General features: G+C 73.8%; 16 protein-coding genes and 3 pseudogenes. 9 read left to right on the top strand and 10 right to left on the bottom strand.

Annotated features, from left to right (window positions below; all coding sequences use genetic code 11):
- Nucleotides 1-28 precede the first annotated feature (28 nt).
- Entirely contained in the window at nucleotides 29-400 is a 372-nt protein-coding gene (locus tag Athai_RS04060) for a DUF4267 domain-containing protein (RefSeq protein ID WP_203960225.1), read from the top strand.
- A gap of 36 nt (nucleotides 401-436) precedes the next feature.
- Here Athai_RS04060 and Athai_RS04055 read toward each other — a convergent pair whose 3' ends face one another.
- A complete protein-coding gene (locus Athai_RS04055) occupies nucleotides 437-1,000 on the bottom strand; it encodes a dihydrofolate reductase family protein (protein ID WP_203960224.1) in 564 nt (187 codons plus the stop codon).
- Nucleotides 1,001-1,173: 173 nt separating this feature from the next.
- Between Athai_RS04055 and Athai_RS04050 the strand changes: the two genes are divergently transcribed.
- Entirely contained in the window at nucleotides 1,174-2,187 is a 1,014-nt protein-coding gene (locus Athai_RS04050; protein WP_203960223.1) for a sigma-70 family RNA polymerase sigma factor, read from the top strand.
- Nucleotides 2,188-2,208: 21 nt separating this feature from the next.
- On the opposite strand, the gene Athai_RS04045 is transcribed toward Athai_RS04050, so the two are convergent.
- A complete protein-coding gene (locus Athai_RS04045) occupies nucleotides 2,209-2,670 on the bottom strand; it encodes a MarR family winged helix-turn-helix transcriptional regulator (RefSeq protein ID WP_203960222.1) in 462 nt (153 codons plus the stop codon).
- Between the two features lie 87 nt (nucleotides 2,671-2,757).
- Between Athai_RS04045 and Athai_RS04040 the strand changes: the two genes are divergently transcribed.
- Nucleotides 2,758-3,435: a hypothetical protein gene (locus tag Athai_RS04040; protein ID WP_203960221.1), complete on the top strand. Its 678-nt coding sequence runs from the start codon at nucleotides 2,758-2,760 to the stop codon at nucleotides 3,433-3,435.
- A gap of 48 nt (nucleotides 3,436-3,483) precedes the next feature.
- On the opposite strand, the gene Athai_RS04035 is transcribed toward Athai_RS04040, so the two are convergent.
- Nucleotides 3,484-3,924 carry a PPOX class F420-dependent oxidoreductase gene (locus Athai_RS04035; RefSeq protein WP_239156708.1) on the bottom strand — a complete coding sequence of 147 codons (441 nt, stop codon included), beginning with the start codon at nucleotides 3,922-3,924 and terminating at the stop codon, nucleotides 3,484-3,486.
- 39 nt (nucleotides 3,925-3,963) lie between these two features.
- Nucleotides 3,964-5,094, bottom strand: coding sequence for an aminopeptidase P family protein (locus tag Athai_RS04030; RefSeq protein WP_203960220.1), 1,131 nt, complete (start codon nucleotides 5,092-5,094; stop codon nucleotides 3,964-3,966).
- A gap of 93 nt (nucleotides 5,095-5,187) precedes the next feature.
- Here Athai_RS04030 and Athai_RS04025 point away from each other — a divergent pair, with 93 nt between their 5' ends.
- Both Athai_RS04025 and Athai_RS04020 read left to right on the top strand, forming a co-directional pair.
- On the top strand, nucleotides 5,188-5,586 hold the full coding sequence (locus tag Athai_RS04025) for a RidA family protein (protein WP_203960219.1): 399 nt from the start codon (nucleotides 5,188-5,190) through the stop codon (nucleotides 5,584-5,586).
- Entirely contained in the window at nucleotides 5,583-6,194 is a 612-nt protein-coding gene (locus Athai_RS04020) for a nucleoside/nucleotide kinase family protein (protein WP_203960218.1), read from the top strand. The genes Athai_RS04025 and Athai_RS04020 overlap by 4 nt, the downstream gene beginning before the upstream one ends.
- A 482-nt stretch (nucleotides 6,195-6,676) precedes the next feature.
- Here the strand turns inward: Athai_RS04020 and hpnH are convergent, their stop codons facing one another.
- A complete protein-coding gene (gene hpnH, locus Athai_RS04015) occupies nucleotides 6,677-7,675 on the bottom strand; it encodes an adenosyl-hopene transferase HpnH (RefSeq protein ID WP_203960217.1) in 999 nt (332 codons plus the stop codon).
- A gap of 379 nt (nucleotides 7,676-8,054) precedes the next feature.
- Between hpnH and Athai_RS04010 the strand changes: the two genes are divergently transcribed.
- From Athai_RS04010 to Athai_RS04000, 4 genes and pseudogenes are all read left to right on the top strand, one after another.
- Entirely contained in the window at nucleotides 8,055-9,290 is a 1,236-nt protein-coding gene (locus Athai_RS04010) for a L,D-transpeptidase (protein WP_239156707.1), read from the top strand.
- Nucleotides 9,291-9,350: 60 nt separating this feature from the next.
- Nucleotides 9,351-10,253 carry an NADP-dependent oxidoreductase gene (locus Athai_RS04005; protein ID WP_203960215.1) on the top strand — a complete coding sequence of 301 codons (903 nt, stop codon included), beginning with the start codon at nucleotides 9,351-9,353 and terminating at the stop codon, nucleotides 10,251-10,253.
- A 121-nt stretch (nucleotides 10,254-10,374) separates the two neighbouring features.
- Nucleotides 10,375-10,569: pseudogene (locus Athai_RS35185) on the top strand (helix-turn-helix domain-containing protein); the annotation flags it as partial.
- Nucleotides 10,570-10,616: 47 nt separating this feature from the next.
- Nucleotides 10,617-11,375, top strand: coding sequence for an AfsR/SARP family transcriptional regulator (locus Athai_RS04000; protein WP_203960214.1), 759 nt, complete (start codon nucleotides 10,617-10,619; stop codon nucleotides 11,373-11,375).
- A 93-nt stretch (nucleotides 11,376-11,468) separates the two neighbouring features.
- Here the strand turns inward: Athai_RS04000 and Athai_RS03995 are convergent, their stop codons facing one another.
- From Athai_RS03995 to Athai_RS03970, 5 genes and pseudogenes are all read right to left on the bottom strand, one after another.
- Nucleotides 11,469-12,041, bottom strand: a complete 573-nt coding sequence (locus Athai_RS03995; RefSeq protein WP_203960213.1) for a TetR/AcrR family transcriptional regulator — start codon at nucleotides 12,039-12,041, stop codon at nucleotides 11,469-11,471.
- A gap of 27 nt (nucleotides 12,042-12,068) precedes the next feature.
- Entirely contained in the window at nucleotides 12,069-12,782 is a 714-nt protein-coding gene (locus tag Athai_RS03990; RefSeq protein WP_203960212.1) for an ABC transporter ATP-binding protein, read from the bottom strand.
- Nucleotides 12,779-13,897, bottom strand: a complete 1,119-nt coding sequence (locus Athai_RS03985; protein ID WP_203960211.1) for an ABC transporter permease — start codon at nucleotides 13,895-13,897, stop codon at nucleotides 12,779-12,781. Before Athai_RS03985 ends, Athai_RS03990 begins: the two co-directional genes overlap by 4 nt.
- Before the next feature lie 19 nt (nucleotides 13,898-13,916).
- A pseudogene (locus Athai_RS33850) lies at nucleotides 13,917-14,200 on the bottom strand (antibiotic biosynthesis monooxygenase family protein).
- Nucleotides 14,201-14,413: 213 nt separating this feature from the next.
- Nucleotides 14,414-16,534, bottom strand: a pseudogene (locus tag Athai_RS03970) (type 2 lanthipeptide synthetase LanM family protein); the annotation flags it as partial.
- Nucleotides 16,535-16,610 lie beyond the last annotated feature (76 nt).

Here is a 16,610-nt window from a genome sequence, read left to right as displayed (position 1 = left end):
CGAGCCGGCCGCACGATTCGGAGAAGTCATGACCATCGCCGGTACCGTCATCGCTGCCGTGATCTCCGCCGGCCTGGGGTGGATCGCGATCCGCTTCCTCGTCGCCCCGCGGGCCTCGGCCGCCGGGTACGGCGTCCCCGCCGACCCCCACGGGGACGCCGGAACCTACCTGTCGGTCAAGGGCAACCGAGACCTCACGTGCGCCCTGATGATCGCCGTGCCACTCGTCCTCGGCGCCCACACCGTCGCCGGCTGGATCCTGCTCGCCGGCAGCGTCGCCGCCTTCGCCGACTGCCTGACCGTGCTGCGCCACGGCGGCCCGAAGATCGTCGCGTACGCGGTGCACGCCGGTACCGGCGTCCTCGCCATCGTGGGCGGCCTGCTCCTGCTGCTGAGCTGAGACCGTCGGGGCCGCGGCCCCGACGGTCGATGCAGGTCAGGCCGGGCGGTAGGTGAGCAGGGCGAGGTTCTCCCCCACTGTCCTGGTGTCGGCGAGGCCCAGCGACCGCACGGCGTCGGTCGCACCGAACAGCCGCTCGCCGGCGCCGACCACGAACGGGTACGTCACCAGCCGCAGCTCGTCGACCAGCTCAGCTGCGAGCAGGGCGCGCGCCAGCCGGCCACTGCCGTACACCACGATCTCGCCGCGCACCTCGCGCTTCAGTGCCGTGACCGCCTCGGTGACCGGACCGGTCAGTACCGTCGAGTTGGCCCAGCGGCCCAGATCGGTCTCACCGGCCACGACGTACTTCGGCAGCTCCCGCAACCGGTCCGCCCAGGCCCCGGAGCGGGACGGCCAGCCCCGCGCGCCGAACCACTCGTAGGTCCGGCGGCCCAGCAGCAGGGCGTCCGCGCCGAGCGCCTCGTCGTACTCCAGCTTCGCCCAAGCCTCCCGGTCGGTCGCGCCGATCCGGCCGTACCAGTCGCCGCGGTCGAAGCCGTCGCCGACCTCGACGACGCCGTCGACCGAGACGTTCTCGCTGATGACGATCCTTGCCATGGTGTACTCCCAAGGTCGCGTGCTCGACTGTCAGCGGGGTAGACACCGCGGCGCGGCGCAGGTGGCGCCGCGCCGACGTGACGAGACCGACAACCGGCCGGCGCCCCCTTTCCGGGATCGACGGTGTCCCTACCGCGGAGGGCGGGACCAGCGAGACGATCGGGGTGGGTGCGATGTCGACCGAACTGATGTCGCGGGCGCGGGCCGGCGACGGGGAGGCGTTCCGGGACCTGACCGAGCCGTACCGGCGGGAGCTGCAGGTGCACTGCTACCGGATGCTCGGCTCGTTCCACGACGCCGAGGATGCGCTGCAGGACACGCTGCTGGCCGCGTGGCGCGGGTTCGCCGGGTTCGAGGGCCGGGCCTCGCTGCGCACCTGGCTGTACCGGATCGCCACCAACCGGTGCCTGAACGCGCGCCGGGCCGCCGGCCGTCGCAAGCCGGCCCGCTGGGAGATCCCGAACGTCGAACCGCCCGAGCCGACCCGGCTCGGCGAGGTGGTCTGGCTGGAGCCGTTCCCGGACGCGCTGCTCGCCGACCCGGACGCGGCGCCGCCCGGCCCGGAGGTACGGGTCGAGCAGGCCGAGGCGATCTCGCTCGCGTTCGTGACCGCCCTGCAGACGTTGCCACCGCGGCAGCTCGCGGTCCTGGTCCTGCGCGACGTGCTCGGCTTCCGGGCGGGCGAGGTGGCGGTCATGCTCGACACGACCGTCGACGCGGTGAAGAGCGCCCTCAAGCGGGCCCGGTCCGGGCTGCGGGAGCGGCAGCAGGCGGGCGCGGAACCACCGCCGGCGGCGCCGACCGAACGCGCGCTGGTGGCGCGGTTCGTCGCCGCCTGGGAGTCGGCCGACCTGAATGCGCTGGTCGGACTGCTCACCGACGACGTGTTCATGTCGATGCCGCCGCTGCCCCTGGAGTACCAGGGTCGCGACGTGGTGGGCCGGTTCTGCGGCCTGCTGTTCCGGGCCGGCCGGCGGTTCGAGCTGGTACCGACCCGGGCCAACGGGCAGCCCGCGTTCGGCGCCTACCTGCACGGCCCGGACGGAACGCGGCACGGCACCGGGCTGTTCGTGCTCGGCCTCGCCGGCGACCGCATCTGCGCACTGACCCGCTTCGAGAAGGGTGTGTTCCCCGCGTTCGGGCTGCCACGGTCGCTGCCGCCGCGCCGCGGCCTGCCGCCCGGCTGATCCCGCCACGGCCGGCCGGGATCAGCGCGGTGCGTCGACCAGCCGGGAGAGCAGGGCGACCAGCCGGCGCCGCTCGGCGACGGTCAGGGGCGCGAGGAAGTCGTCCTGGACGCCGTCCACGATCCGGTCCAGCTCGCGCAGCCGGTCGGCGCCGGCCGCCGTGATCGTGACGATCTTGCGGCGCCCGTGATCGGGGTCGGCGGACCGCTCGACGAGGTCGCGGGTCTCCAGTTCGGCCAGGGCCGCGGTCACGTCGCTGCGATCGATGCCGGTCTGCCGGCCGAGTTGCGCCTGACTCGCCGGCCCCCACTCGTGCAGCGCGGCGAGCAGCCGGTAGTGGTAGCTGCGCAGCCCGGCGCCGCCGGCCTCGAAGCCGGCGTGGAGCAGCCCGGACGAGCGCGCGTACGCCCGGCTGACCAGCCAGGTCGCCCGACCTTCCAGCCGACTCGGTACCCGGTCGGTGTCGCGATGCTGCGGAGGCACCCACCGAGCCTAACAATTGTGGGTCTAGCCAACACTAGCTATGTTGGTGTTACCAACATTTTTGCCGGCCAGCGAGGAGAGCCGACCATGCGCACCGAACCCGAGAACCGACCCGGACGCGTACTCGTCGTCGGCCGCAGCCCACAGGTCCTCACCGACACCGTCGACCTGCTGCGGGCCAACGGGTACTCCGCCGACGCGACCAACCGGTTCGGCCAGGTCGTCGACGACTACGACGTCAGCGCCCTCGACGTGCTCGTCTTCGGCGGCATGGTTCCCGCCGAGACGAAGGAACAGCTGCGGGCGACCGTTCGCGACCGCAACCCGCGGGTGGTCTTCGTCCAGGGACTCGCCGGCATCCCCGGCCTCATCAGCGCGCAGGTGCAGGCCGCCACCACGACCGAGCCACCGGCCATCGGTGCGGTCGGTTACGACCCGGACCAGCGCACGGTGCGGTTCACCCTCCGCGAGCCGGCCCACGTCACCGTGGCGGCGTGGTGGCTCACCTCCGTCGTACCGCCGGAGCCGCGGAGCGCGTCGATGCGAGTGCTCGACGAACGCCGTCCCGCCGGGTCGCACACCGTTGCACTCCCCGAGCGGGTGCCGTCCACGGCGTCCTTCGCGGCACTCACCGTCGGCTCGTTCGCCCGGGTCTTCACGGTCGGCCCGATGCCCACCGCCGTCACCCGGCTGGCGCCGGCATCGGCCACCGACAACCGGCTCCCCCCGGTCCGGGAGGTCACGACGCGCAGCGACGACCAGTGATGCGGCCAGCGCGCCCCGGTCGGCGGTCGGCGCCCGGTCGGCGCCGGGTCACGCCGGCGCCTCGCCCACCGTGCGGGCGTCGTCGAGGTGGTCCGGGTCGAGGTGCCAGCTGATGATCCGGACCGGATGGATCCGGATCACCTCGTTGGCGAAGAACCCGGGCGCCATCGGCGGCTCCGCCAGCGTCAGCGTCTCGGCCCGGCCGCGGATCTCGACACCGCGCCCCCAGCCGGGCTTCACCGCGCCCGGCTCGTCCGGCGTCATGTCGTCGACCACCAGCGACACCAGCGGGTTCGCCTCGACGTTGCGGTACTTGCGGCTGGCGGTCAACCGGGGCCCGCCGATGTCGACGGTGCCGGCGTCGGCGTCGAACACGAACCCGACCGGCCTGACCTGCGGACCACCGTCCGGGCCGATCGTGGCCAGCCGCGCCAACCGCTGGCTTTCCAGGTACGTCCGCTCCGCGGCGGTGAAGATCTCGTCACCCATCCCCGGACCGTACGACTTCGAGCGCGGTTGAAGTCAACCTCAGCGCACGACCTGGAGGGCGCGGCTGGTGTCGTTGAACCGGCGCCCGCCGGACTCGGTGACCGTGACGATGTCCTCGATCCGCACCCCGAACCGGCCCGGCAGGTAGATGCCCGGCTCGATGGAGAAGCACATCCCCGGCACCAGCGGCTGCTTCTCCCCGGTCACGAGGTACGGCGGCTCGTGCGTGGTCGTCCCGATGCCGTGCCCGGTGCGGTGGATGAAGTGCTCCGCGTACCCGGCTTCGGCGATCACCCGGCGGGCGACCTCGTCCAGGTACTCGCACGGTACGCCCGGCGCCACCGCGTCGAACGCCGCCTGCTGCGCCGCCCGTACCACCTCGTGCACCTCGCGGACCTCCGCGCCCGGCTCACCGACGTGCACCGTGCGGGTGGTGTCCGAGCCGTACCCGTCGCGCAGCCCGCCGAAGTCGAGCACCACGGTGTCGCCCTCGGCGATGACCCGGTCGGTCGGTTCGTGATGCGGGCTCGCACCGTTCGGGCCGGACCCGACGATCGTGAAGTCGACCTGCTCGTGGCCGTGCGCGCGCAGCCCGGCGGCCAGGTCGGCGGCGACGTCGCGCTCCCGCCGACCGGCGAACCGCACCCCGAGAATCTGCTCGTACGTGGCGTCCGCGGCGGCGCCGGCGGCGGCCAGCCGGGCCAGCTCGGCCGGTTCCTTGACCGCGCGCAGCATCGGCAGCGCCTCCGACAGGCCGGCCCAGCGCAGCTCCGGCACCGTGCGCTGCAGCCCGAGCAGGTGCAGCGCCCAGGCCGAGTCGGAGACGCCCAACCGGCCGGCGGCCGGCAGCAAGTCGGCGAGCAGCCGGTACGGGTCGACGCCGTCGGTGAAGTCAACGAAGGACAGCCCGTCCGGACCGGACCGCGCCGCCGGGGCCAGTTCGGCGGCCGGCCGCTCCAGCGCCGGCACCACCAGCGTCGGCGCCGCGTCGGCGGTCAGGACCAGCGCGGTCAGCCGCTCGGTGTCCGCCGGCGGCGTGTAGCCGGACAGGTAGGCCAGGTCCGGCCCCGGGGTGAGGACCAGCGCGGCCAGCCCGGCCTCCCGCGCCGCCACCGTCGCCCGCTCGCACCGCTGCCGGTACACCTCGGGCCCGAACTCCGTCCCCGCCATGACTCCCCCGCTTCGCACGCGTTGCCCCGAACCTCGCCACCACGGTACGGAAATGCGGTGCGGGCCGGCCTGCTGCCGGCGATACTGCCGGGCGTGATCAGCCGCAGCAATCCGAATAGCCTGCACGTACCGGACGGGTACCACCACGTGACGATCGTCGAGGCCGGTCGCACCGCGTACCTCGCCGGGCAGTGCCCGATCGACGTCGACGACCAGCTCGTCGGCCCCGGCGACGTGCTGACCCAGGTCGACCAGGTGGTGGCGAACTGCCTGCTCGCGCTGCGCGCGGCCGGCGCCGAGCCGGAGCACGTGGTGCGCTCGGTGGTGTACGTGGCCAGCGACGAGCAGCCGGTCCTGGTGTCGGTGTGGGAGCGGCTGCAGTCCTCGCCGCTCGCGCCGGCGTTCGGCACCGCGAGCACCCTGCTCGGTGTCACCGCCCTCGGGTACGCCGGCCAGCTCGTCGAGATCGACCTCACCGCGGCGCTGCCGTGAGCGACTCCGAAGCTGCGGCACCAGCGGCCCCGAGCCGGGTGCCGGCAGCGGTCGCCGGTCCGGGCCCGGGCACCGGGACCGAAGCGCTGCTGATCGGCGGCCGCTCCGGGGTCGGCAAGTCCAGCGTCGGCTGGGAGATCGCCGCCCTGTTGAAGGCGGCCGACGTGGCACACAGCTACGTCGAGGGCGACACGCTCGACCAGACCTGGCCGAAGCCACCCGGCGACCCGACCATCGCCTCGCTCACCGAGGAGAACCTGCGCGCGCTGTGGCGCAACTTCGCCGCCCGCGGCCAGCACCGGCTCATCTACACCAACACCGCCGCGGTACTGGACGCCGACCTGATCCGGCGCGCGACCGGCGCCACCCGCTGCATCGGCGTGCTGCTCACCGCGTCGGACGACACCGCCCGCGGCCGGCTCGCCGCTCGCGAGATCGGCAGCGAGCTGGACCTGCACACCCACCGCAGCGCCCAGATGGCGGCCCGGCTCGACCGCGACACCCCGGCCTGGGTGCACCGCGTCGGCACCGACGGCCGCACCGTCACCGACATCGCCACCGAGATCATCACCCTCACCGCCTGGGGCGCGGGCACCTCGTTGCGCTGAGGTGCTCCCGAAGCGCCCGTGTCGGTGCGGGTTCGCTTGTTGTCACCGGTGTAAAGACCACCTCTGTTCGCGGTTTTCACCCCCGTGGGGGAACGTGGGGAGCGGGCTTCGCCCCTCCCCACACCCCTCCCCATCAAGGGGGCAGTCGCCCCCTTGACATCCCCTGCCCGGGAATCAGTGTTCAGGCAGGACACCGCCTGGCCGCTTCGAAACTACGGGGAGTCGGCCCGGCATGCCCATCGACGCCCAGCCCGCCACGACAACCCCCGCCGTGTGCGGTGCACGACACGGGTCGATGCGCACAGTGCCGTGATGGGTAGGCCGGGCCGTGTCCCGTTCTTCTTCGTCTGCTGCTCGGCGTCGATGGGCAGCAGTACCGGGGGCTGGGCGGGGATGGTCAAGGGGGCTCAAAGCGTGAACAGAGGTGGCTTCTACACCGCCGCTTCGGGCGCACCTCAGCAGGCAGCGATGGCGCCTTTCCTTTACCGCACAGCGCGAATCGACTCGCGCAGTGAGGACATCGTGGCCATGATCGCGGTCGGCTCGTACCCGCAGTGCGCCATGCAGTTGTCGCAGCGCGGATCCTTGCCCCGACCGTACTTGTCCCAGTCGGTCTCCTCGACCAGCTCCCGGTAGCTCTTGGCGTAGCTGTCGCCCATCAGGTAGCACGGCCGCTGCCAACCGAACAGCGAGTACGACGGGATACCCCAGGCGGTGCAGTCGAAGTCGCGCTTGCCCTCCAGGAAGTCCAGGAACGCCGGCGAGTGGTTGATCCGCCACTTCTCGCGGCGCCCGTTGGCGAACGCCTTGCGGAACAGCTCGCGCGTCTCCTCGACACCGAGGAAGTGGTCCTGGTCCGGCGCCTTCTCGTACGCGTACGCCGGGGACAGCATCATCCCGTCGACCTTCAGGTCGTTGTTGAGGAAGTCGAGCACCTCGATGACGGTCTGCGGGGTGTCGGTGTTGAAGAACGTGGTGTTGGTGGTGACCCGGAATCCCCGGTCCTGCGCCATCTTGATGGCGTCCACCGCCTGCGCGAACACGCCCTGCTTCGCGACCGACTCGTCGTGCCGCTCCTCCAGCCCGTCGATGTGCACCGCGAACGACAGGTACGGCGACGGGTGCAGCTTGTCGATCTTGCGCGGGATCAGCAGCGCGTTGGTGCACAGGTAGATGAACTTCTTGCGCTGGATCAGCCCCTCGACGATGTCCTCGACCTGCGGGTGCATCAGCGGTTCGCCGCCGGCCAGGCACACCACGGGGGCGCCGCACTCGTCGACGGCGGCGAGCGCCCGCTCCACCGGCATCCGCTGCTTGAGCACGTCGTGTGGATGCTGGATCTTGCCGCAGCCCTCGCAGGCGAGGTTGCAGGCGAACAGTGGTTCGAGCTCCAGCGTGATCGGGAACTTCTTGCGACCGGCCAGCTTCTGCCGGAACAGGTACGCACCGATCTTCGCCGCCTGGCGGAACGGAATACTCATCGCCGCGAGACTCCTTTGCCTTCGTGGTCTTCGGCCCGGGTGCGGAACCCCACGAACGCTGCACACCGGACCGCCCGAAGCGGTCAGATCTGGACTACCACAGCGAACCGGCCCGCCGCAGCGGAAGCGCGATCCTGGCGGCACCGGCCGGAGGACCCCGGAGCACGCAGAACGCGAATCCGGGCAGGTACCGCCGAAGCCGCCGCCGGCCTGCCCGGCCCGCGGCACGATGGGCCCGGAACGCCGCCGTGCCGGGCAGTCCGGACATCGTCCGATCCGATCCGATCCGGCCGGCGGCACACCGCAGCGCCACACGGCGGCACGCCGGCAGCGGCCCTACCGCACGCCGGTCGTGCCGAGATGGCACCGGGAGGGCACGGTGACACGGCTTCGCAAGGTCATCGCCACGCTCGCAGCACTCACCGCCGCGGTCGCCACGACCGCCGCGTGTACCGGCAGCGGCGGCGACACCAACGACACGATCGGCGCGCCGACGCCGGCAGCGGACAGGACGCCGCTCTCGCTGACGGTACGGCCGAAGGCGCACGCCACCGGTCTGCCGGTCAGTACCGAGATCGGTGCCACGGTGGCGGGCGGGTCGGTCGACTCGGTCCGGCTGGTCGACGCGCACGGCGACCGGGTCGACGGTTCGCTGCGGGCGGACGGCACCAGCTGGGTGCCGGACCGGCCGCTCGCCTACCACCGGCGCTACACCGCGACCGTGGTCGCGGTCGGCGCGCGGCGCCAGCACATCGAGCGCAGCACCACGTTCACCACCATGAGCGAGCCGGGCAACCGGGTCGGTACCGGCATGTACGTGCAGGACGGCCGGACCTACGGGGTCGGCATGCCGATCGCGGTGGAGATCCTGCGCGACGTGCCGAAGAACCTGCGGGCGTCGGTGCAGCGGCGGCTGTTCGTCCGCAGCGATCCGCCGCAGCCGGGCGCCTGGCACTGGTTCAGCCCGCAGCGGGTCGAGTACCGGCCGGCGACCTGGTGGCAGCCGGGCACGAAGCTGACCGTACGGATGGCGCTCGGCGGGCTGCCGCTGGGCCACGGCGGCTACGGCGACACCGACCGCACCGCCACCGCGCGCATCGCCACCGACCGCGTCGAGCTGCGGATCACCAACCGGCCCAAGCAGCTGAAGGTCTACCAGAACGGCAAGCTGACCCGCACCATGCCGGTCAGCCTCGGCAAGGCCGACGCGCCCTCCTCGTCCGGGCACATGGTGATCATGGACAAGGCCGCGCACACCGTGTTCGACACCCGCGGCATCCCGGGCGAGAACTACGTGGCGCCGGTGGACAACGCGCAGCGGCTCACCTGGGGCGGCGAGTTCATCCACGCCGCGCCGTGGTCGGTGGCCGACCAGGGGCACCGCAACGTGTCGCACGGCTGCGTCAACATCTCCGACCCGGACGCGGCGTGGCTGTTCGCCCGTACCCACATCGGCGACCCGGTCACCGTGTCCGGTACCGGCACCCGGCTCGCCACCGGCAACGGTTGGACCGACTGGGACATGGACTGGGCCACGTTCGTCGCGGGCAGCGCGCTGCCGGTGCCGGACTCGGTGCGGCACGCGAAGGCGTACCAGCCGTACCCGAAGCGCTGAGGCGGCCCGCCCCGGCGCCCGCGGTGGTCGACGCCCGGCACCGGGGGCGAGGATGGGGCCATGAAGGCAATCGTGTTCGACCGCCACGGCGGTCCGGAGGTGCTGCACGCCACCGAGGTCGAGGTGCCCGAGCCGGGCACCGGTCAGGTACGGATCCGGGTGCGCGCGGCGGGCGTGAACCCGATCGACGGCAAGCTGCGCTCCGGCGGTGGCTGGCCGATCGAGCTGCCGTCGATCCCGGGCGTCGAGGCCGCCGGCGTGGTCGACGCCCTCGGCCCGGACGTCACCGACCTGGCCGTCGGCGACGAGGTGCTCGGACCGACCGCGACCGGGTCGTACGCCCAGTTCGCGCTGTCCAGTCGGATGGTGCTCAAGCCGGCGGGGTTGACCTGGGACACCGCCGCGGCGCTGCCGGTCGCGGCCGAGACCGCGCTGCGGGTGTTGCGGCTGCTCGACCTGTCCGCCGGCGAGACGCTGCTGGTCCACGGCGCGTCCGGCAGCGTCGGTGGGCTGGCGGTGCAGCTCGCCCGGCAGCGCGGCGTCACCGTCGTGGGCACCGCCGGCGCCGCCGGCCGGGAGCGGCTCGGCGGGCTCGGCGCGATCGCGATCGGCTACGGCGACGGGCTGATCGACCGGGTCCGTTCGGTTGCGCCGCAGGGCATCGACGCGGTGCTCGACGCGGCCGGCAAGGGCGCGCTGCCGGACTCGATCGCGCTGCGCGGCGGACCGGAGCGCATCGTCACGATCGCCGATCCGAACGCCGCCGAGTACGGCGTGCTGTTCACCGGCGGTCCCGAGGTGATGATCGAGCCGGCCGAGGTGGCGGACGTCGCGAAGCGGGTCGCCGCGGGCGAGCTGACCGTGCCGGTCGCCGCCCGGTACCCGCTGGCCGACGCCGCCGAGGCGCAGCAACTCAGCGACAGCGGGCACGCGGGCGGCAAGCTCGTCCTCATCGTCGACTGAGCCGCGCGGCGCCTCGTCGTCTCCGGTTGTCACCCGGTGCTGTGCGAACTATCACACACTGTTCGGTCCATCCTGCCCGTTATCGTGCGGATACGCGAACGACGACGGGCGGGAGCGGCGGATGGACGGTACCCACCTGGACCTCCGGTTCGCCGAGGTGCTGCGCTCCTACCGCACCACGGCCCGGCTCAGCCAACGGGAGCTGGCCGACCGGGCCGGGCTGAGCGTCGGCGCGGTCCGCGATCTGGAGCAGGGCCGGCGGCGGACGCCACGCCGCAGCACCGCCCGCCGGCTCGGCGCCGCCCTCGGCTTACCGGCGCCCCGCCGTCCGGGCCCGCGGCCGCCGGCCGGTTCGTCCTGCGCGTGCTGGGCCCGCTGGAGCTGCGGGTCGGTGGCCGGCCGGTCCGGCTCGGCCCGCCCCGGCAGCGAGCCGTACTCGGGCTGCTCGCGCTGCACCCGAACACGCTGGTGCATCGGGAGGAGATCATCGACCGGCTGTGGCCGCGCGCCGCCCCTGCGACCGCGGTGCACCTGGTGCAGGCGTACGTGAGCCGGTTGCGGGCGCTGCTGCTGCCCGGCGCCCCGGCGGAGCGGCGCCGCGCGGTCCTGGAGTCCACCGGGGCGAGCTACCGGCTGCGGATCCGGGCGGACGGGCTGGACCTGCTGCGGTTCGGCCGGCTGACCGAGCAGGCGCGAACCGCGGTCACGGCCGGCGACCACCTGCTCGCCGGGGAACGCTACGAGGCGGCGCTGCGGCTGTGGCGTGGCACCCCGCTGGCCGACGTCGACCTGCTGCGCGGCAGCGCCCCGGTCGCCACGCTGGCCGAGCAGCGCATCGCCACCGCCATCCGGTACGCCGAGGCCGCCGCCCGGACCGGACGGCACCATCCGGTGCCGCAGCTGCGGATCCTCGCCGACGCCGACCCGCTGCACGAGGCGCTGCACGCCCGGCTGATGATCGCCCTGGCCGGCGGCGGTCAGCAGGCCGCCGCGCTGCAGGTGTACGCGCAGATCAGCGCCCGGCTGGTGGACCAGCTGGGGCTGACTCCCGGGCCGGAGCTGACCGGGGCGCGACTCCAGGTGCTGCGTGGCGACGCCGATGCTCCGCCCGGCCCGGGGTGACGAGCGCGGCGGGATCGAGTCGACTCCGTCGCCCGGACGACGAGCGCGGCGGGACCCGACCGGCCGCCGGCGTCCCGGGATGCTCGGGTGTTTTCAACGGAGCCCGTGATGGATCAGGTGCAGGGTTCGGTCGGCGACCTGGTTCGGGTCCGCGCCCTGCTCGACGGCGGTCATCGCCGCCTGCAGCAGGCCACCGACGAGCTGGGCCGTCAGCTGCGGCTCCGTGGCGCTGCTCGCCGCGATCGCTGCCTGCAGGGGCAGGTAGTGCAGCTGGTGGAGTTCGTGCACCCGGTCGCGGCATTCCGCCGGTAGTTCGGCGCGCAGCAGCGCGGCGGCGGGGCGGTGCAGGCCCTGCGCCGCGAGACGAAGCTCCGCGCGTACGAAGGCGTCGATCCGTCCCGACGGCTCCTCGACGGCGCCCAGGGCCTGGTCGAGGACGGTGTTTGCGGCGGCGAAGGCGTCCTCCACGATGGCCGCCAGGATGCCGGCGCCGGAGGGAAAGTACTGGTAGAAGCTGGACCGGGCGAGGCCCGCGCGAGCGCCGACCGCGCCGGGGGTGACCGCGGCGGCGCCCTGCTCGATCAGGATGTCGATGGCCGCCCGGATCAACGCAGCCCGTTGCTGGGCACGGTGCTCGGCCACGGTGGCTGCGTTGATCTTGGGCATGGGTGGCTGCGCCTTTCGCGGTGCGGGTCAGGTCAGTCGACCATCCCGCAGCTGCCGGACCTGGTCGGCCGCGTCCAGTATCTCGGTGTCGTGGGTGACCATGACGGTGGCCGTGCGCCGGGTGCGGGTCTGCTCGGCAAGCAGGTCGACGATGTCGCGGGAGCGGGCACGGTCGAGCGCGGAGGTGGGTTCGTCCACGAGCAGTACCTCCGGGGCGAGCAGAAGTGCGCGGGCCAGCCCGACCCGCTGGCGCTCGCCTCCGGAGAGCTGGTGCGGGCGCCGGTCGGCGTGCCCGGCCATGCCGACCGCGTCGAGCAGTTCGTCGGCCCGGCGGCGGGCCGACGAGTCGAGGCGGCCGGCGATGTGCGCCGACACGAGCAGCTGTTCCCGGGCGGTGAGGGAGGCGAGCAGGTTGGCGTGCTGGAAGACGTAGCCGATGTGGTCACGTCGGTGTGCGGTGCGCCGGCCCTCCTTGAGGCTGGTCAGGTCGGCGCCGGCGACGTGCACGCTCCCCTCGGTGGGGCTCTGCAGGCCACCGGCGACGGCGAGCAGGCTGGACTTTCCCGAGCCGGACGGGCCGGTGACGGCGACGAACTCGCCCGGCGCGACGGCCAGGTCGACCCGGTCGAGCGCGGTGACCTGCTGGGCTTCGCTGCCCAGGCGAAGGGTGACACCGGTCAGGCGCAGCGCGGCGGACCGCACCGCGCCCTCGACGGTGGTGGACGCGTTCGGGGTGGTCATCGGTTGGCTCCGAGTGCGGTGAGGGCCTGGACCCTGGTGATGCGGCGGACCGCGACGGCGGCTCCGGCCAGGCCGAGAACGATCAGTGCGGCGGCGGCCACGAGCAGCTGGCCGGCGTCGAGGGAGAAGGGTGCCGACCGGTTCATCGCTCTGCCCAGCGCGACTCCGACGGCCGTGCCGGCCGCGGTCGCCACCAGCAGGACGGCCGTGACCTGGGTCAGCGCGTCGCGCAGGAGGTAACCGGTGCCGGCACCGATGGCCTTGAGCAGGGCGATCTCCTGGCGGCGCTGGATCGTCCAGACGGTGAAGAACGAGCCCACGACCAGCGCGGAGATCGCGTACAGGAAGCCGCGGATCAGGGTCATGGTGCTGGACTCGGCGGTGTAGCCGGGTGATGCCGCGTAGCTGCCCGACTTGTCGACGGTCCGGGTGCCGAGCCGGCGGTCGGCCGCGGCCGGGTCGGCGCCGGGCGCGAGCTGGAGAGCGACGGCGGTCGCCTGGTCGGTGGCCGCCGCGGGCACCGGCCCGGGCAGCCCGTAGTGCAACCGCTGCCACAGCGGGAGCGGCGCGTAGACGACCCCGACGTGGCCGAACGACGCGTGGCCGATCGTGCCCACCACCGTCAGCTCGGTTCCGGCCTGCCCGGCGCTCAGCCGGTCGCCGATCGCGATGCCCTGCTTGGCGATGTCCTCGCTGATCAGGACGCCGTTCGGGGCGGCCGACAGGGGCCGGCCCGAGACCGGCGCGGGTGCCAGGAACCCACCGGGTTCGACCCCGAACACGGCGAGGTCGAGCTGCTGGTCGCCCGCACCGACCCGCCGCGCGTGGACGAGCTGTTGCCCGAGCGGTTCGGCCCTGCGCACCCCGGGCTGGGACGCCCACGCCTGCCAGGTGGACTTCGTGACGGTGGAGCGGGAGAACAGCTCGCCGGTGGCGGATTTGTCGAAGGCGAGGTGTGTCACGGGCAGGCCACGCAGCCCGGAGACGCCGGAGTCGGCCAGCCCGCTGGCCAGCCCGGACAGGATGACGCCGAGTACGGCGATCATGGCGACCACCGCGCCGATGAGGGCGAAGCGACCGCGGGCGAACCGGAGGTCGCGGAGGGCGAGGTACATGAGAAGGATCCGCCCGTGCTCAGGCGCCGACGGCGGCGACGGTCTCGAACATCTCGACGCTGCCGCCCATGCCCTGGGTGTCGGGGCCGTGGGCGGCGTGGAAGGCCGGTGACCGCATCCACGCGGTGAACGCCTCCCGGTCGGTGAACTCCATCACCGCCACGTACTCGTCCCCCGGCTGCGCGGGCGCAGCAAGCGCGCACCGAGCAGGCCGGCCACGCCGGGCAGCGTCTCGCGCATGCTGCCCACGAAACGCTCCTCGAACGCGGCCGCACTTTCAGCGGGGACCGGAATCCGGTTCATCACCGTGTACATCGACTGCTCACCAATCTCCTCCGGCCGGAGGGGGTCGAGGCCGGCAAGAATTTACCGACGCAGGTGTCAGCATCCTAGCGTAGGTTACCGACACCGGCGTCGACAACTCTTCGGGTGGCATCGATGCGCGGCGCGAAACCCCCTCCGCGAGCCCGAGCAGGACGAAACGATCCGTGACCCCGGGAGCGGATCGAGCCGGCGTCAGGACGTCGCGGACCGGTCGGCCGCCGGCGGGTGCAGGGCGAGTACCGACGGCACCCGGTCGGGGGCCGCGGCCCGCAGCAGGCCGTAGCCGATGCCGGCGAGGCCGACCAGCAGCGCCGGGTTCTCGGTGCCGCCGGCCAGCCCGCACACCCACCCGCGCTCGTCGAGACGGTCCATGATCGCGTCGGCCTGCCGCAGCGCCGTCTCGCCGGCGGCACGCGCGGCGGCGCCGTCGAGTACCCCGGTGGCGGTGCGGAACAGGTCGAGGGCACCCAGATCACCGTGGCAGAGCGAGAAGTTCCAGCCGAACCCGGCCGCCGCGGTGGTACCCAGCGCGGTGTGCAGATCGGCGGTGAGCTCGCCGACGGTACCCACACCGGGCAGGTCACCGGGGGTATCGCGCCGCCCGGCGACGGCGGTCCCACCGGCGCCGGCATCGCCGGCCACCCGGGCACCGGCGGCCAGGTCGCTGGTGCCCAGCTCGCGCGCGGTGGCGAGCAGCCCGGTACGGGACAGGCCAACCCCGACGGCGCCGTGGCACCACAGCACCGGGAACGCCGCCGCGTGCGGGACACCGGTACGCACGTCCGGCCAGTTGCCGGCGGCGGCGTCGAACAGGGACCGCTCGTACGCCAAGGCCGCCGCCGCGGTGCCCGCGTACCGGGGCTCCGCGGTCAGCGCGGCGGCCCGGGCCAGCGCCCAGGCCTGCCCGGCGACCCCGTGCGCGAAGCCGGCCAGCGGTCGCGGCGACACGTCGGCCATCGACGCCGCCCGCCAGCCGATCCCGGCCGGCTGCCGCTGCGCCCGCGCGCACAGGTGGTCCGCGCAGGCCCGTACCGCGGCGCGCACGGCGGCAGACGGCCGTACCGCGTGCCAGGCGACCAGCCCGCCGATCGAGCCGGCCGCGCCGCTGATCACGTCGTACTCGGCGTCCTCGGTGGCGAGTTCACCGACGCCCACGGCCATGTTGTCGGCGAGCGCCGCGAGTTCCTCGTCCGGCCGGATCGCGTGCAGGTGGGCCAGCGCGTACAGCACGCCGCCGTACCCGCAGAGCCCGCCGGCCAGGTTCCGCGGCAACCGGAGTACCTGCGCGCGCAGCGTGTCCAGCGCGCCCGCCGCCGCAGCCCGGTGGTCCGCCGCGCCGGTCAGCTCCGCCAGCCGGGACAGGAACAGCGCGACGCCGGCGGTACCGGAGTACAGGTCGGCGCCCAGCGGCGCCAGCGCCCACGCGCCGCCCGGCAGCAGCCCCGGGCCGGTCCAGGCGAGGCTGCCGTCCTTCCGGTACGCGAGCGCCACCAGCCGGTCGGCCGCCCGTCCGGCGTAGTCCAACGCGCGGGCCGCGACCCGGTCCGCCGCCGGCAGCGGCGCCACCGGTACCGCCGCGGAACCGGTGCCGCCCGCCTGCGGCACGTGATCGGTGCGGGACGACTCGACCGCCCACCGCAGCAGCGACCGCTGCACGGCCAGGTCGTCCTCGCCCAGCGCGTCGAGCTTGGCCAGCGCCAGGGCGAGTGCCGGTTCGTCGGCGACCGCCGGCAACCGCCGTCCGGCGGCATCGGACAGTGCGGTACCGGCCGGCCGCGCGGTGAACACCGGCACGTCGGTCTCGACCAGGTCGGCGCGCTCCGACGCCAGCAGCGGCGCGACCACCTCCAGCCGCGGCACCAGCTCCCACAGCCGGTCCAGGTGCCGGTCGGCGGCGAGCCCGTCCCGCAGCCGGTCCGGGTGCAGCCCGGACACCAGCAGGGTGCGGTACTCCATCGTCTCCCGGCACAGCACCCGGATCTCGTCGTCGGCGAACGCGGCGAGCAGCTCGCGCACGGTGTCCCGGTGCCGGGCGAGGATCCGGTACGCCTCGGTGAAGCCGGCGTCCAGATCGGCGTGGAAGTCCGCCAGCCGCAACGGTTCACCGGGCGGCAACGGCCGGGACGCGACCTGGCCGATGCCGACCCGGCGGTACCCGACCCGGACCTCGTCGGTACCGGCGTGCACCAGCTCCGGGATCTCCCGCGGCGGCAGCTCGCGCGGATCCCAGCCCAGCGCCGACACGTCGGCGCCCCCGTTGCCGACCTCCACCCAGGCCCGGTACGGCAGCATCCCGGAGCGCAGTACCGAGCCCCGATCGCGGTGTTGGCCAGCAGTTCGGCGGCGGACAGCTCGTGCAGGTCCTCCCGCAGCCGCGGGGTCAGCAGCG

The sequence above is a fragment of the Actinocatenispora thailandica genome (assembly GCF_016865425.1).
In the GTDB taxonomy this organism is placed as follows: Bacteria; Actinomycetota; Actinomycetes; order Mycobacteriales; family Micromonosporaceae; genus Actinocatenispora; species Actinocatenispora thailandica.
Note: the sequence above shows the minus strand (reverse complement) of the source record. Positions and strands in the feature narration are given on the sequence as shown.